This window comes from Pseudomonas sp. NFACC10-1 (assembly GCF_900119195.1).
In the GTDB taxonomy this organism is placed as follows: Bacteria; Pseudomonadota; Gammaproteobacteria; order Pseudomonadales; family Pseudomonadaceae; genus Aquipseudomonas; species Aquipseudomonas cerasi.
Genome location: NZ_FPJB01000011.1, coordinates 31,617 through 47,899, shown reverse-complemented (window position 1 = coordinate 47,899; position 16,283 = coordinate 31,617). Strand labels below are relative to the sequence as shown.

The window sequence follows — 16,283 nt, the reverse complement described above, 5'->3', positions numbered from 1 at the left end:
CGCTCTGCGTCCTATCCTGCATATCAGCGCGGAGCGTCACGAACGGCACTCCCACGCTGGAGCGTGAGGAACGATGGGTGTCAGGCGCCACCTATCGTACCCATGCTCCGCGTGGGTATGCCGCTCTGGACGCTCTGCGTCCTATCCTGCATATCAGCGCGGAGCGTCACGAACGGCATTCCCACGCTGGAGCGTGAGGAACGATGGGTGTCAGGCACCACCTATCGTGCCCATGCTCCGCGTGGGTATGCCGTTCTGGACGCTCTGCGTCCTCTATTCCAGTTCGTGGAGCACCTTCGATACGTTGTCGACAAAAAAGTCCACGCTTTGGCGGGTGGTGCACATCGGGGGTTTGATTTTCAGGATGTTCAGGTAGTCGCCGGTCGGCTGCATGAAGATGCCCAGTTCACGCAGGCGCTCGCACAGGCGGGCGGTTTCTTCTGTGGCGGGTTCCAGGGTGTAACGGTCGCGGACCAGTTCCATGCCCAGATAAAACCCCATGCCATGCACCGCGCCCACCAGCGGATGTTTGTCGGCCAGGGCCTGCAGCCGCGCCTTGAAGTGGTCGCCCACGATTCGCGCGTTGTCCCAGAGTTTCTCCTCCTCCATGACATCCAGCACCGCCATGCCGATTCGGCAACTGACCGGACTGCCACCGGATGACGAGAAGAAATAGCCCTCGGCCTCCAGCGCCTCGGCGATCTCACGGCGGGTGATCACCGCGCCCAGCGGATGGCCGTTGCCCATGCCTTTGGCCATGCTGATGATGTCCGGCACCACGCCCTGCTCTTCGAAACCCCAGAAGTGATGACCCAGCCGGCCATAACCCACCTGCACCTCATCGGCAATGCACACGCCACCCACAGCGCGGACCTTCTGATACACCTGTTGTAAATAGCCCGGCGGCAGGGAAATCCCGCCGGCATTGCCATACACCGGCTCGCAGATGAAGCCCGCCACCTGCCGTTGCTGCTCAGCCAGCGTGGCAAGGGCCTGATCGACACTGCGCACGTACTCCGGCGCACTGTCCGCGCCCCTGAATGGCCCGCGATAGGTATTGGGCGCGGTGACCGGATGCACCCAGTCGGGGCGGGTGCTGAGTGCCTGAGGGTTATCGGCGATCGAGGTTGAAATGGCATCGGTCGCCACCGACCAGCCGTGATACGCCTCCAGCACACTGAGCATCTCGCGGCCACCGCTGTAAGCCCACGCCAGCCTGATCGCGAGGTCGTTGGCCTCAGTGCCGCTGTTGACCAGAAACACGCGGTCCATGCCCTCGGGTGCCAGCTTGAGCAGGCGCTCGGAAAACTCGGCGATCGCTGCATAGTGAAAGCGCGAGTTGGTGTTGAGCAGCGACCACTGCCGCGCCGCCTCGTGGGCCATGCGCGGGTGGCCGTGGCCGAGAACCGCGACGTTATTGAGCATGTCCAGATAGGAGCGGCCCTGCATGTCGATCAGGTGATTGCGCCAGCCCCGCTCGATCTGCGGCGGGGCCTGGTAGTAGTGCTTTTGCGAGCGGGCAAAGCTGGCATCGCGGCGCGCCAGCAATTGCGCGGCATCCTGCAAGGCTGGCGCGTCACAATCAAAACCCAGCAGGGCTGACGGCGACGGACAGATTGCGCGCCAGGCATCTGCCCAGGCCGGTGTAGTGAACAGCGGCGGGCTGAGGTCTGGCGCCGTGCACAATTGCAGCAACAGCGAGCCACCGCCCTGCCCGATCAGCGAGCCCGCCGCCACCTGACCCGCTAGCGAAGCCTCCGGCAACACACCCCACAACTTCAAACTGATGCGCTCGCCGACCAACAGCACCGCAGCATCGGCCGTCAGTTTTAAGGTGCCACCGAACGGCGCATGCAGCGGCGTTGCGGCGGGCACGTGCAACTCGACGTGCAGCGCAAAGGTCTCCGGCTCGCGGGCGCAGTCAGGCAAGGTGCGTGACAGACGGTATTCACCGAACCGACTGGCTGCCAGACCACCGTCCCCGGCCGCTTGCGACAGCAGATATTCATCGATGCCGCTCTGTTCCCAGTTGCCTGCCACGAAGTGTTCACTGAGCACGCCCAGATCCACCAGCACCGGCTGAAGCCCCGCCAGGCTGGGCAGCAACGGCGAATAGGCAGGCTGTTCGACAGGCAGCAGGTCCAGACCCACCGCGCGCAGAATGGCAGCTTCCATCAGCGCCATCGGCACCGAAGTGGCGACCTCGAAAATGTTCCATTCCCCGGCAAGGTTGGCCTGGATATACGCATTGCCGGGCTCGACGCTGGCCTGCTGTTCGCTGCTGAGCACAAGCACTGCGGATCGAGCGACGATCAGCGGCCAGAGCGCCTGCAATTCCTCGATCTTCAGCGGATTGAGGGCGTGATAGGCGGCAATGGCCGGGAGGATGTACAGCGGATCGCCCTCGGCATGGTGCAGCAGCGCCGCACAGGTCACCGACAGATCAGCCACTCGCCAGGTACTGAGCAGATCGCCGAAATCAATCAGCCCCTGCAATTGCCACGGATGCCCCGCCTCGCGCCGCCAGACCGCGTTGTGCTCGGAGATGTCCAGATGCACCGCCTGGATCGGCAGTGCCGCAATCAATGGCAACAGACGGCGATGAGCCTGCTCGGCGGCTTCGATCAGACAGGCGCGGGCGTCGGCATCCTTGATCACCGGCAGCAGGTGCTTGATCAACGCATGGGCGTGGCGCGGGTCCCACTGCAGGATGCGCTGCAGACCGGGGTGGTCGAAATCGGCCAGCGCGATATCCACATGGGCACACAGCTCGCCCAGCTCAACCACGATGTCACGGCCCAGATGCTCGACATGCCCCAGCGATTGCCCGTCGATGAATTCGAGCAGGCGCACATGCACTGCCTGGCCGTCGATGTCGACCGACAGTAACCGCTCGGTGTCGTTGGCGCGGATCACACCCGGCACATTGAATGCACTGTGGCCGGCCAGATGATGCAGCGCCGCGTGCTGGGCGTTCAGCTCGGTGGTCGAATAAGCCCCGTGGCAGATCTTCAGCACATAACGCCGCGTGCCGGTATCCAGTAAAAAGTTGCGATCCTGCTGGCTGCCCAACGCTTTCAGGGTGCCGCTCAGCCCGTAGTGCTCGGAGAGCAATTGCAGCGCCTGGTCCACGCTGACCTCGGGGCAAGGCAGACTGGATCGGCGGATGAGCGTGGCAAGCGGCATGGAAAACCTCGTTATTGTTGTCAGGCCAGACTCGTTGAGCCAGGCGTGATGGGCAGTCGCACAACTACAGGGGATTGACTATAAGGGGATTGCGCTGCGCGACCAATCCGCACCTGCACCCCAGGTCGGGAAACAGCCGGAGTTTTATTCGACCTGCTGCTCGGGTTTAATGATCCGATCCTGTCATACGCGCTCAAGCGCTATGCTGCATTACTCCAGAACACACAAGAAGGTCAGTTCATGCGAATACTCGTTACCGGGGGCGCAGGTTTCATCGGCTCTGCACTGATCCGCCACCTGATAAACAACACCGAACACGAAGTGCTGAACTTCGACAAATTGACCTACGCGGGCAACCTTGAATCGTTGCAGTCCATTGCGACCGACACGCGCTATGAGTTCGTGCAGGCGGATATCTGCGATCAGGCCCGCGTCAGTGCGGTGCTCGAGCGCTTTGCGCCGCAGGCGATCATGCACCTGGCGGCTGAGTCCCACGTCGACCGCTCCATCGATGGCCCGGCCGAGTTCATCCAGACCAACATCGTCGGCACCTATAGCTTGCTGGAAGCCACGCGCGCCTGGTGGCTGAAATTGCCGGAAGCGCAGCGCCAGGCGTTCCGCTTCCACCATATTTCCACTGATGAGGTGTATGGCGACCTGCACGGTGTCGATGATCTGTTCACCGAAACCACGCCGTATGCGCCCAGCTCACCTTACTCGGCGAGCAAGGCTGCGTCCGACCACCTGGTGCGCGCCTGGCACCGCACCTATGGCCTGCCGGTGGTGGTGACCAACTGCTCCAACAACTACGGGCCGTTCCACTTCCCGGAAAAGCTCATCCCGCTGGTGATTCTCAACGCCCTGGCGGGCAAGCCCCTGCCGGTGTACGGCAATGGCCTGCAGGTGCGCGACTGGCTGTACGTCGAGGATCACGCACGGGCACTGCTCAAGGTCGTGACCGAAGGTGAAGTCGGCGAGACCTACAACATCGGTGGCCACAACGAGCAGAAAAACATCGACGTCGTGCGCGGTATCTGCGCGCTGCTCGATGAGCTCGCGCCGCAGCACCCGGCAGGCGTCGCGCAGTACAGCGACCTGATCACCTACGTGGTCGACCGTCCGGGCCACGATCAGCGTTATGCCATCGACGCCAGCAAGATCGACAAGGAGCTGGACTGGACGCCCGAAGAAACCTTCGAGTCCGGGCTGCGCAAGACCGTGCAGTGGTACCTGAATAACCTGGACTGGTGCCGCAGGGTTCAGGACGGCAGTTATCAGGGCGAACGACTGGGTTTTAGCGAGCCTAAAGACCTGATTGCCTGATCAGCACCCTTCTCGGCAGGCGCGCCTCAGGGCAGACTGTCGAGTCGCCACCACTTAATGAAGATTGCAGGGGAAGCCACGTGAACGTAGTCGCGACAAAATTGCCGGACGTCCTGATTCTCGAACCCAAGGTATTCGGTGATGAACGAGGCTTTTTCTATGAAAGTTTCAACGCCAAGGCTTTTCAGGCTGCCACCGGCCTTACCCGCGAATTCGTGCAGGACAACCACTCCCGCTCGCAGCGCGGCGTCCTGCGCGGGCTGCACTATCAGATCGAAAATGCCCAGGGCAAACTGGTGCGCGTCACCGTCGGCAAGGTGCTGGATGTCGCCGTGGACATTCGTCGCAGTTCGCCGAACTTCGGCCAGTGGGTCGGCGTCGAGCTGTCTGCTGAGAATGCCCGTCAGTTGTGGGTTCCGGAAGGCTTTGCACATGGCTTCGTGGTACTCAGCGAACACGCCGAGTTCCTGTACAAGACTACCGACTACTACACACCTTCGGCCGAACGCTGCATCGCCTGGAACGATGCGGATCTGGCCATCGACTGGCAGTTCGACGGCCAACCCAGCCTGTCGGCCAAGGATCAGCAAGGCAAGCGTCTGAAAGAAGCCGATCTGTTTGCCTGAGCCCGCGCCCCAAGGCAGCCCGGCGTAATGTCCGGATGCCTGACAAGCCAGCGGCGGGCATAATACGCGCCTGATGCCCACGTCAGGATCGACCGGGTGTATCTGTTGCCTGCCACGGCGTGACCGCCAGCAGGCATCGTCAACCCTTCGGCGACGGCCAATCGATGACCATGACTCCCGCACTGCCGCGCCGCCCTCGCTGGCGCAGCCTCGCCCTTCTGGCACTCTGCCTGGCGCCGTTGCTGTGGCCGCTGGAACATCTGGCCGAACGTTATTACCGCAACGTGCTGGCCAATCAGAATCGCCAGACCCTGGACCTGTACGTCGCCAACCTGCTCGGCACCCTGCACCGTTACGAAACCCTGCCGCAGATCCTCGGCGACCTGCCTGCCTTGCGCGCCGCACTCGCGGCGCCGGGCGACACACCCACCCTGGCGAACGCCAACCGTCTGCTCAGCGAAATCACGCGTCAGACCGGTGCCGATGTCATGTACCTGATGGACGCAAACGGCCTGACCCTGGCGGCCTCGAACTCGGAGCAGAAGGACAGCTTCATTGGCCGAAACTTCTCGTTCAGGCCCTACTTCATTGATGCACGGGCGGGCAGAACCGGGCGGTTCTTCGGCCTCGGCACGACCTCTGCCAAACGTGGTTACTTTTTCGCCGGCCCGGTGCGTGATGGTGAGCGGATCATCGGCGTACTGGTGGTCAAGGTTGATCTGGACCACACCGAAACCCTGTGGGGCAAGACGCCCGAGCAACTGCTGCTGACCGACCAGAACGGTGTGGTGATTCTGACGTCCAACCCCGAATGGCGCTTCCGGGCAACCCGCGACCTGACCGATGACGAGAAAAAAGCCATCGTCGCGATCCAGTCCTACCCGACCCGTGATCCGCGCCCGTTAAGGATCGATGAACACGCCTGGCTGACCCAGACCCAGGCCATCGAAGAAACCGGCTGGAACGTCAACATTCTCGCGCCTCGCGCCCTTGTCGACCGTCAGGTGCGCACGGTGGTGGCGATTGGCGGCGCAGCGCTGCTGGTGCTGATGTTGTTGCTGGGCCTGATGATGCAGCGTCGCCGTCATTATCTGGATCGCATCGCTTTCGAGGCCAAGGCGCGCCGCGAGCTGGAGATGCGGGTTATAGAACGGACCAGCGATCTGGAGGGGCTCAACAGCCGTCTGCGCCAGGAAGTGCTGGAACGCGAGCAGGCGCAGCAGGAATTGGTGCAGGCTCAGGACGAACTGGTGCAGACCAGCAAACTGACGGCGCTGGGCACCATGTCGGCGAGTATCAGCCATGAGCTGAATCAGCCGTTGGCCGCCATCCGCAGTTACGCCGAAAACGCCGAAGTGCTGCTTGATCATCAGCGCACCGAGGACGCACGCGGCAACCTCAAGCTGATCAGCGAACTGACCGGGCGCATGGCCTCAATCATCGCGCACTTGCGCGCCTTCGCCCGTCGCGACCGCCACGCCCCTGAAAGCGTGGCACTGCAACCGGCGCTGGAAGATGCGCTGGCGCTGTTGGCCAAGCGGCGGCGCGCCATGGAAGTCGAACTGATCCGTGACCTGCCGGACGCCACAATCTGGGTGCAGGCCGGTGAAACCCGCCTGCGTCAGGTGCTCGGCAATCTGCTCGCCAACGCGCTGGACGCCCTCACCGAGAAAGGCCCGCCGCGCAGGCTGTGGATAAGTGTCGAGCAAACCGCCGAGGGCGTTAACCTGTACATTCGTGACAACGGCCCCGGGTTTTCCCAGGAAGCGTTGGCACGGGCTCGCGAGCCCTTCTTCACGACCAAGACCCGTACCCAGGGGCTTGGCCTTGGTCTGGCCATCTGCGATACGCTGATGCGCGCGCTGGGCGGCGAATTGCTGTTCGCCAACCATCCCAGCGGCGGTGCGCTGCTGACCCTGCGCCTGCGGGCCGGTGCTTCCGGAGCCAATCTTCAACCGCCAGAGGACCTTTCTGCATGAGTTCGGACACAGCCATCGACAGCCAGATTCAGGTGGTGCTGATCGACGACGATTCGCACCTGCGTCAGGCACTGCGTCAGACGCTGGACCTGGCTGGCCTGAACGTTCTGTCGCTGCCCGAGGCAACCGGGCTGGCCGAACGCATTGGCCGCGACTGGCCGGGCGTGGTGGTCAGCGATATTCGCATGCAGGGCATGGATGGCCTGGAGCTGCTGGACCAGCTTCACGCGCAGGACCCCGACCTGCCGGTGCTGCTGATCACCGGGCATGGCGATGTACCGTTGGCGGTGAAAGCCATGCGCGCCGGGGCCTACGACTTTCTGGAAAAGCCCTTCGCCAGCGACGCCATGCTCGACAGCGTGCGCCGTGCCCTGGCGCTGCGCCGTCTGGTGCTGGATAACCGCAGCCTGCGCCTGGCCCTGAGTGATCGCCAACAACTGAGCACACGCCTGATCGGTCAGTCGCCGCCGATCCTGCGTCTGCGCGAACAAATCGGCGCACTGGCCGGGACGCGAGCCGACGTGCTGATCCTCGGTGAAACCGGCGCAGGCAAAGAAGTGGTCGCCCGCGCGCTGCACGACCTGTCCAGCCGCCGCAGCGGCCCGTTCGTGGCGATCAACGCCGGGGCGCTGGCTGAATCGGTGGTGGAAAGCGAGCTGTTCGGTCACGAGCCCGGGGCCTTCACCGGCGCGCAGAAGCGGCGTATCGGCAAGTTCGAGTTTGCCAACGGCGGCACGCTGTTCCTCGATGAAATCGAAAGCATGAGCCTGGACGTGCAGGTCAAGCTGCTGCGCCTGCTGCAGGAGCGCGTGGTCGAGCGAATGGGCAGCAATCAGCAGATCCCGCTGGACATCCGCATCATCGCCGCGACCAAGGAAGACTTGCGTCACGCGGCCGATCAGGGCCGCTTCCGGGCGGACTTGTATTACCGCCTGAACGTGGCCTCGCTGCGCATCCCGCCGTTGCGCGAACGGGGTGAGGATGCGCTGATGCTGTTCGAGCATTATGCCGATGCCGCGAGCATGCGCCACGGCATCCCCAAGCACGAACTCAAACCGGGCCAGCGCGCGCTGCTGTTGCGGCATAACTGGCCGGGCAACGTCCGGGAACTGCAGAACGCCGCCGAGCGCTTTGCGCTGGGTCTGGAACTGGAACTGGAAGGCGCTGATACAGAACAGGCACCGCCACCGGGCGGGGGTTTGAGTGATCAGGTGGAAAGCTTCGAGCGCGCGTTGATCGCCGCCGAACTGGCGCGCCCGCACAGCTCGGTGCGCAGCCTGGCGGAGGCGCTGGGTGTGCCGCGCAAGACCCTGCACGACAAACTGCGCAAGCATGGCCTGACGTTTGGCGACAGCAGCGGAGCTTCCGATGACACCGATTGAGCCTGAACATGACGCAGCCCACGCACTGGAGCAGGTGCTGCACCACGATATTCCGCTGACCCGCGAGATGGGCATGCGCGTGATCGACTGGCACAACCAGACACTGCGCCTGCACCTGCCGCTGGCACCCAACGTCAATCACAAGAGCACGCTGTTCGGCGGCAGTCTGTATTGCGGCGCAGTACTGGCGGGCTGGGGCTGGCTGCACCTGCGACTGCGCGAGGCCGGGATCACCGATGGGCATATCGTGATTCAGGACGGGCAGATCAGTTATCCACTGCCGGTACGCAGCGACGCCATCGTACGCTGCGACGCGCCAGAGCTGGCGCAGTGGGACAAATTCATCGCCACCTACCAACGCCGAGGCCGCGCCCGCCTGACCCTGCACACCGGCATCAGCGAGCAGAACAGCAAAGAACAGGCTGTTCGTTTTGTCGGGCAGTTTGTGTTGCACCGGTGAGTGAGGCTGCGCGCAGTTGATGCACTGGTGAAACTGTCTCAGCCCCATATGCAGACCTGTGGGAGCGAGCTTGCTCGCGAAGAGGCCGGTGCAATCTGCGAAAACTCATCGTCTGAACCATCACCTTCGCGAGCAAGCGAAGCGTCGCCCGGCTCGCTCCCACAAGAGCGCGCTCGCCCCTGCATACCTGTATCAAGCGAAGAACAGGCTGTTCGTTTTGTCGGGCAGTTTGTGTTGCACCGGTGAGGCTGCACGCATTGGATGCACTGTACGCAGACCTGTGGGAGCGAGCTTGCTCGCGAAGAGGCCGGTGCAATCCGCAAAAACTCATCGCTTGAACAATCGCCTTCGCGAGCAAGCGAAGCGTCGCCCGGCTCGCTCCCACAAAAACGCGCTTGACCCTGCATACCTGTATCAAGCGAAGAAAAGGCCGTGCGCTTTGTCGGGCAGTTCGTGTTGCGCCAGTGAAGCTGCACGCATTGGATGCACTGTACGCAGACCTGTGGGAGCGAGCTTGCTCGCGAAGAGGCCAGTGCAATCTGCGAAAATTCATCGCCTGAACAATCGCCTTCGCGAGCACGCGAAGCGTCGCCCGGCTCGCTCCCACAAGAGCGCGCTCGCCCCTGCATACCTGTATCAAGCGAAGAACAGGCCGTGTGCTTTGTCGGGCAGTTTGTGTTGCACCGGTGAGTGAGGCTGCGCGCAGTTGATGCACTGGTGAAACTGTCTCAGCCCCATATGCAGACCTGTGGGAGCGAGCTTGCTCGCGAAGAGGCCAGTGCAATCTATGAAAATTCATCGTCTGAACAATCGCCTTCGCGAGCAAGCGAAGCGTCGCCCGGCTCGCTCCCACGCCCGCCGGGCAGAGGCCTTGAAGCTGGCCTCAGGACTGGGCCAGCACCAGCAGTTTGTCGCGCCATTCGGCGTTGGCGGGCAGGGCCAGGAAGAATGGGTTGAGCAGCGATTCACGCGCCGGGTAGCTGAATGGCTGGCCGTCCAGTTGCAACACTTCGCCTCCTGCACCTTCAAGCACGCCCTGCGCCGCAGCGGTGTCCCATTGCGAGGTCGGAGCCAGGCGTGGGTAGCAGTCGGCGGCGCCTTCGGCCAGCAGGCAGAATTTCAATGAGCTGCCGATGTTGGTCAGTTGCAAATGGCCCAGCCCGTTCGACAGGCCGGCGAGCAAATGCTCCTGCTCCGGGCTGGAGTGGCGGCGGCTGGCGACCACGGTAAAGGTCTGCCCTTCGCCAGGCTGTGTGCGCACTGCGATCGGCTGGATGTGACCGACGCCATCGCTGCGCCAGGCACCCAGCCCGGCACCGCCGAAGTAGCAGCGGTTATTGGTGGGCATCGAGACCACGCCGAATACCACGCGGCCACGCTCGATCAGCGCGACATTGACGGTGAACTCTTCACTGCCGGAGATGAACTCCTTGGTGCCGTCCAGCGGATCGACCAGCCACCAGCGCTCCCAGCTTGCCCGCTCGCTGAGGGGGATGTCTGCGTCCTCTTCGGAGAGCACGTGAATATCCGGATCAAGCGCCTGCAGACCCTCGACCAACACCTGATGGGCGGCCAGGTCAGCGGCGGTCACCGGCGAATCGTCGGTCTTGGTGGTCACGGTGACGTTGGCGCGCCAGAACGGCAGGATCACTTCGCCCGCCAGTCGCGTCAGTTCGATCACCGGCGCGAGCAGCGGATGTGGCAGGTTGTGCAACGAATCGGTCATGGCTGAAATAATCCACGCTGGGTCAGCAGGTCACGTGTGAGGTACAGCGCGGCCAGCGCCCGGCCTTCGCTGAACTGGGCATTCTGGGCAAGGCTCGATAGCTCGCGCAGGTTGATCCGGTCAACCCGGATCGGCTCGGGCTCGTCGCCCTCCAGCCGCTCTTCGTACAGGTCGGTGGCCAGCACCACCTGAATTTTCTGACTCATGTAGCCGGGGGACAGCGACAGCTCGGTCAACAGTTCCAGCTCACGCGCACCGAAACCGGCCTCCTCCTTGAGTTCACGGTTGGCAGCCGCCAGCACGTCTTCGCCCGGCTCGATCAGGCCCTTGGGCAGGGACAGCTCGTAGGCATCGGTGCCGCCGCAATATTCTTCGATCAGCACAGCGTGATCGGCATCGAGCATGGCCACGATCATCACCGCCCCGGGGCCCGTGCCTTTGCTGGCCAGACGCTCATAGGTCCGCTCGACGCCATTGGCAAAGCGCAATTGCAGCTCTTCAACGCGGAACAGACGACTACTGGCGACGATTGCGCGGGCAAGTACGGTAGGTTTCTGACGCATGACAGGCTCCTTTACATGAACGAGGTACTATACCGAGCTTTTCCCGATGTCTGTGTCGGATATGCTTACCCGCTATCAACCCCCTGACGAGGCCAGAATGCTTTCCATGCCCTGGAGCGAAATCGATACCGTCCTGCTGGATATGGACGGCACGTTGCTCGACCTGCATTACGACGAACACTTCTGGATGCAGCACCTGCCGCAGCGCTACGCCGAACTGCACGGCGTCAGTTTCGCCATGGCCTGGCTGGAATTGAAACCGCTGTTCGAAAACAACGCGGGCACGCTCAACTGGTACTGCCTGGATTTCTGGAGCGCCGAGCTTAACCTGTCGGTCCGCGACCTGAAACGCGAAATCGCCCACATGATTGCGCTGCGCCCAGACGCCGAGACCTTTCTCGCGGCCCTGCAAAAGGCCGGCAAGCGAGTGATCATGATCACCAATGCGCACCGTGATTCGTTGTCGCTGAAGATGGAGCGAATCGAGCTGGCGCCTTATTTCGAACGCCTGATCAGCTCTCACGATTACGGCTTTCCCAAGGAAAGCCAGCATTTCTGGGACGCTCTGAAGGCCGAAACAGCCTTCGACCCGGCACGCAGTCTGTTTATCGACGACACCCTGCCGATCCTGCGCAGCGCTCGACACTTCGGTGTAGCCCATTTGCTGGCCGTCAGCCAACCCAACAGCCAAAAAGGCCCGAAAGATACCGAAGAGTTCGCCGCAGTGGACGACTATCGGGAGTTGATCAAGGGCGTGCTCGATCATTCAGCCTGAGCGCGTAGAATCGGCTGTCTGGACGGCTCATCGGAGTGAACATGGACATCAAGCAACTTAAATTTCTGATCGCCCTCGACGAGACGAGGCACTTCGGCCAGGCGGCTGCGCGCTGCAACATCACCCAGCCGACGCTGTCGATGCGCCTGCGCAATCTGGAAGAAGAGCTTGGCTTGCCACTGGTCAATCGCGGCCAACGCTTCGAAGGCTTTACCGCACCAGGCGAACGCGTATTGGCCTGGGCACGCACGGTACTGGCTGCCTACGACGGTCTGCAGGCTGAAGCGGCCGCCTGCCGCGGTCATCTGGTCGGGACGTTGCGCCTGGGCGTGGTGCCGCTGTCGAGCTTCGATCCGCTGCCATTGCTGCACCGGCTGCACCAGCTGCACCCCAATCTGCGCTTCGAGCTGTCGTCACTCAGCTCCGAGCAAGTGCTGGAACAACTGGCAAGCAATCGTATCGATCTGGGCGTCTCGTACCTGGAACGTCTGGACAATGAGCGTTTCGATTCGCTGACCCTGGACGACACGCGCATGGGCCTGCTGTACGACCGTCGGCACTTCACGTTTGGCGACGATCCCTTGAGCTGGGCCGATCTGGTCGAGCTGCCACTGGGCATGCTGACCAGCGGCATGCATTTTCGGCAGTCGATCGATCACAACTTCCATAGCCGCGGCCTGCAACCCAATCCGCTGATACAAACCGATGCCGTTCATCAGTTGCTGCAAGCCGTACATGGCGGTTTTTGCTGCGCGATCATGCCGCTGGATGGCGGTCTGGAAACGCTCACCGAACATTTGCGCCTGCATCCGATTGCCGACTCCCGGACTTTGGCCCGGCTGGGGTTGATCATGCGCCGCAGTGCGCCACGTTCGGCACTGGCTGAAGCCTGCTTTGCACTGGTAGCAGAAATACCGCGCTAGAGCGTTGATCGACGTCATCTATCGGGACATCAGCACTAGCGATTAGACGATTTCCAATAACGGGCCTAGTCTTGCAGATGTCATTCTGCCGGTATTTCAGCCCATGCCCGTTACGCGCAAGGTCAGCTCGGCGTCCTTTGCTACGCCAGCCCCCGAAGCAAGCCAGTCTTACAGCTACTCGAATCTCGAGGGCACGGACTCTGCACGTAACGAACTTGCTGAAGAAGTGGCGCTGGCGATTGCCTACAACGGCATCAGCCAGGCGGTCATGCTGGTCAGCCCTACTGATCTGGAAGATTTTATCGTCGGCTTCAGCCTGGGCAGCGGCATCATTGCCTCGCATGACGAAATCTACGACTTCAACATCAGCGGTTGCGGCTCGGCGATGCAGGCCGAGGTCGAGATCGCCAGCCGCGCGTTCTGGGAACTCAAGCAGCAGCGTCGGCAACTGGCTGGCACCAGCGGTTGCGGACTGTGTGGCGTTGAAGCCGTCGAGCAGGCTCTGCCTGACCTGAAGGCGCTGCCCGGCGCGCCCCTGCCCCCGATCGAATGGCTGGAAGGCCTGCGTCAGCGCATCGGCGAGTTCCAGCCGCTCGGCCGCCATTGCGGCGCCGTACATGCGGCGGTGTTCATGGACGGTAACGGCCAGCTGTTGCTGGGACGTGAAGACATCGGCCGCCACAACGCGCTGGACAAGCTGATCGGCGCATTGATCCGTCAGGACATCCCCTTGGCAGGCGGCGTCGCCATCGTGACCAGCCGCTGCAGCCTGGAACTGATTCAGAAAGTATTGCGCGCCGGCATCCAGACCCTGGTCAGCCTGTCTTCGCCCACCGGCCTGGCCCTGCAATGGGCCCGCCGTCACAACCTCAATCTAATTCACCTGCCGCAGAAAAGTGCGCCGCGGGTCTATAGCCCTGCGATGGAGATTCAAGCGTGAGCACTCATCATCAAGCCGACAAGACACCAACCCCCCGCTACAAGCCGTACAAAGGTGCGGCAGGCGGCTGGGGCGCACTGATCAGCGTGACGCAACACTGGCTGGGCAGTGACAACGCGCTGAAGAACCTGCGCATGATGCTCAAGACCAACCAGAACGGCGGTTTCGACTGCCCGGGCTGTGCGTGGGGTGATTCGCCGGAAAGCGGCATGGTCAAGTTCTGCGAGAATGGCGCCAAGGCGGTGAACTGGGAAGCGACCAAGCGTCGTGTCGACCCGGCCTTCTTCGCCCGCTACAGCGTCAGCTCGTTGATGGAGCAGAGCGATTACTGGCTCGAGTATCAGGGCCGCCTGACCGAGCCGATGAGCTATGACGCGGAAACCGACCGTTACAAGCCGATCAGCTGGGACAACGCGTTTGCGCTGATCGCCAAGCACCTGAAGAACCTGCCCAGCCCGAACATGGCCGAGTTCTACACCTCCGGCCGCGCCAGCAACGAAGCGGCCTACCTGTATCAGCTGTTCGTGCGCGCTTATGGCACCAACAACTTCCCTGACTGCTCGAACATGTGCCACGAGGCCAGTGGCGTAGCGCTGTCGCAAAGCGTCGGCGTCGGCAAGGGCACCGTGACCTTCGAGGATTTCGAACACGCCGATGCCATCTTCGTCCTCGGTCAGAACCCCGGCACCAACCACCCGCGCATGCTCGAACCATTGCGTGAAGCGGTACAGCGCGGCGCCCAGGTGGTGTGCGTCAACCCGCTCAAAGAGCGTGGCCTGGAGCGTTTCCAGCATCCGCAACACCCGGTCGAAATGCTCACCAACGGCGACCGCCCGACCAACACCGCTTACTTCCGCCCTGCCCTGGGTGGCGACATGGCGCTGTTGCGCGGCATGGCCAAGTTCCTGCTGCAATGGGAGCGCGAGGCGCAGGCCAACAACGCACCTTCGGTGTTCGACCACGCGTTCCTCAACGAACACACCGAAGGCGTGCTCGAATACCTAGCTGCCATCGATGACACGTCCTGGGACTCGATCGTCGAGCAATCCGGCCTGCCGCTGAGCGACATCGAGCAATCGGCACGCATGTACGCCAAGGGCAAGAACGTAATCATGTGCTGGGCGATGGGGATTACCCAGCACCGTCACTCGGTGCCGACCATCCAGGAAATCGCCAACCTGATGCTGCTGCGCGGCAACATCGGCCGTCCGGGTGCCGGCCTGTGCCCGGTGCGCGGTCACAGTAACGTGCAGGGTGACCGCACCATGGGCATCAACGAGCGCCCACCGGTGTTCCTGCTCGATGCCCTGGAAAAACGCTTCCAGTTCAAAGTACCCCGCGAAAATGGTCACAACGTCGTCGAAGCCATTCACGCCATGGCCGAAGGTCGTGCCAAGGTGTTCATCGCGCTGGGCGGCAACTTCGCTCAGGCCACCCCGGACAGCCATCGCACTGCCGAAGCCCTCAGCAATTGCGACCTGACCGTACAGATCAGCACCAAGCTGAACCGCAGTCACCTGTTCCACGGCAAGGACGCGCTGATCCTGCCGTGCTTCGGCCGTACCGACATCGACATCCAGGCCAACGGCCCACAAGCCGTCACCGTGGAAGATTCGTTCAGCATGGTTCACGCTTCCAACGGCCAGTTGAAGCCGTCCTCGAAGCAAATGCGTTCCGAGCCTGCGATCATCGCCGGTATCGCCAACGCTACGCTGGGCAAGGCGCCTGTGGACTGGTTGTGGCTGGTCGAGGACTACAACCGTATTCGCGACCTGATCGCCGACACCATCCCCGGCTTCAAGGATTTCAACGAGCGCGTCAAGCACCCGGGCGGCTTCTACCTGGGTAACGCTGCTGGCGCACGTCGCTGGAACACTGCGTCGACCCGCGCCAACTTCAAGTCCAATGCGCTGCCGCTGACTCTGATCAATGAACACGTCAGTTCAACCGGGCAGATCCCGGACCTGATCATGCAATCGATGCGCTCGCACGATCAGTACAACACCACCATCTATGGCCTGGACGACCGCTATCGCGGCGTCAAAGGTCAGCGTGACGTGCTGTTCGTCAACGAAGCCGACATCATCCGTCTGGGCTTCCAGCCGGGGCAGAAGGCGGACCTGATTTCGATCTGGAGCGATAACCGCGAGCGCCGCGTCAAAGGCTTCACGTTGCTGCCATTCGATATTCCGGCCGGTCAGGCTGCCGCCTACTACCCAGAGGTCAACCCGCTGGTGCCGCTGGAAAGCGTGGGCGATGGCAGCAGCACGCCGACCTCGAAGTTCGTTGCCATCCGCCTCGAGCGCTCTGCAGAGTCGGCACGCATCCTCTAACGTCCCTGAAAGACGCCCACAAAAAAGGCCCGTTTCTCTGGAAACGGGCCTTTCGCAAGTAACCTCA

Annotated in this window: 12 protein-coding genes; 9 read left to right on the top strand and 3 right to left on the bottom strand. The window is 62.4% G+C overall.

Annotation, left to right across the window (positions count from 1 at the left end; all coding sequences use genetic code 11):
- Positions 1-273: 273 nt before the first annotated feature.
- Entirely contained in the window at positions 274-3,186 is a 2,913-nt protein-coding gene (locus BT119_RS24900) for an aminotransferase (protein ID WP_072367091.1), read from the bottom strand.
- Between the two features lie 240 nt (positions 3,187-3,426).
- On the opposite strand from BT119_RS24900, the gene rfbB reads away from it, so the two are divergent.
- From rfbB to BT119_RS24875, 5 genes are all read left to right on the top strand, one after another.
- A complete protein-coding gene (gene rfbB / locus BT119_RS24895; protein WP_003372283.1) occupies positions 3,427-4,509 on the top strand; it encodes a dTDP-glucose 4,6-dehydratase in 1,083 nt (360 codons plus the stop codon).
- A gap of 80 nt (positions 4,510-4,589) precedes the next feature.
- Complete coding sequence (rfbC, locus tag BT119_RS24890) at positions 4,590-5,135, top strand: dTDP-4-dehydrorhamnose 3,5-epimerase (RefSeq protein WP_003434792.1); 546 nt, start codon at positions 4,590-4,592, stop codon at positions 5,133-5,135.
- A 170-nt stretch (positions 5,136-5,305) separates the two neighbouring features.
- Positions 5,306-7,114 (top strand): sensor histidine kinase, encoded by a 1,809-nt coding sequence (locus BT119_RS24885; protein ID WP_032609702.1) that lies wholly within the window; start codon positions 5,306-5,308, stop codon positions 7,112-7,114.
- On the top strand, positions 7,111-8,496 hold the full coding sequence (locus tag BT119_RS24880; RefSeq protein WP_046720162.1) for a sigma-54-dependent transcriptional regulator: 1,386 nt from the start codon (positions 7,111-7,113) through the stop codon (positions 8,494-8,496). The genes BT119_RS24885 and BT119_RS24880 overlap by 4 nt, the downstream gene beginning before the upstream one ends.
- Positions 8,483-8,956, top strand: a complete 474-nt coding sequence (locus tag BT119_RS24875) for a YiiD C-terminal domain-containing protein (RefSeq protein WP_072367090.1) — start codon at positions 8,483-8,485, stop codon at positions 8,954-8,956. The genes BT119_RS24880 and BT119_RS24875 overlap by 14 nt, the downstream gene beginning before the upstream one ends.
- An 883-nt stretch (positions 8,957-9,839) precedes the next feature.
- Here the strand turns inward: BT119_RS24875 and cysQ are convergent.
- A complete protein-coding gene (gene cysQ / locus BT119_RS24870) occupies positions 9,840-10,682 on the bottom strand; it encodes a 3'(2'),5'-bisphosphate nucleotidase CysQ (RefSeq protein ID WP_003434802.1) in 843 nt (280 codons plus the stop codon).
- The gene (gene nudE, locus BT119_RS24865; protein WP_003372295.1) at positions 10,679-11,245 is read right to left on the bottom strand and encodes an ADP compounds hydrolase NudE; all 567 of its coding nucleotides are present in this window, start codon (positions 11,243-11,245) and stop codon (positions 10,679-10,681) included. The genes cysQ and nudE overlap by 4 nt, the downstream gene beginning before the upstream one ends.
- A gap of 97 nt (positions 11,246-11,342) precedes the next feature.
- On the opposite strand from nudE, the gene yrfG reads away from it, so the two are divergent.
- The 4 genes from yrfG (at position 11,343) to BT119_RS24845 (ending at position 16,216) form a co-directional block, all read left to right on the top strand.
- A complete protein-coding gene (yrfG, locus tag BT119_RS24860; protein WP_003434805.1) occupies positions 11,343-12,020 on the top strand; it encodes a GMP/IMP nucleotidase in 678 nt (225 codons plus the stop codon).
- A gap of 41 nt (positions 12,021-12,061) precedes the next feature.
- Positions 12,062-12,943: a LysR family transcriptional regulator gene (locus tag BT119_RS24855; protein WP_003372300.1), complete on the top strand. Its 882-nt coding sequence runs from the start codon at positions 12,062-12,064 to the stop codon at positions 12,941-12,943.
- Positions 12,944-13,046: 103 nt separating this feature from the next.
- Positions 13,047-13,883: a formate dehydrogenase accessory sulfurtransferase FdhD gene (gene fdhD, locus BT119_RS24850; protein ID WP_046720163.1), complete on the top strand. Its 837-nt coding sequence runs from the start codon at positions 13,047-13,049 to the stop codon at positions 13,881-13,883.
- Entirely contained in the window at positions 13,880-16,216 is a 2,337-nt protein-coding gene (locus BT119_RS24845) for an FdhF/YdeP family oxidoreductase (RefSeq protein WP_003434810.1), read from the top strand. Before fdhD ends, BT119_RS24845 begins: the two co-directional genes overlap by 4 nt.
- Positions 16,217-16,283: the final 67 nt, after the last annotated feature.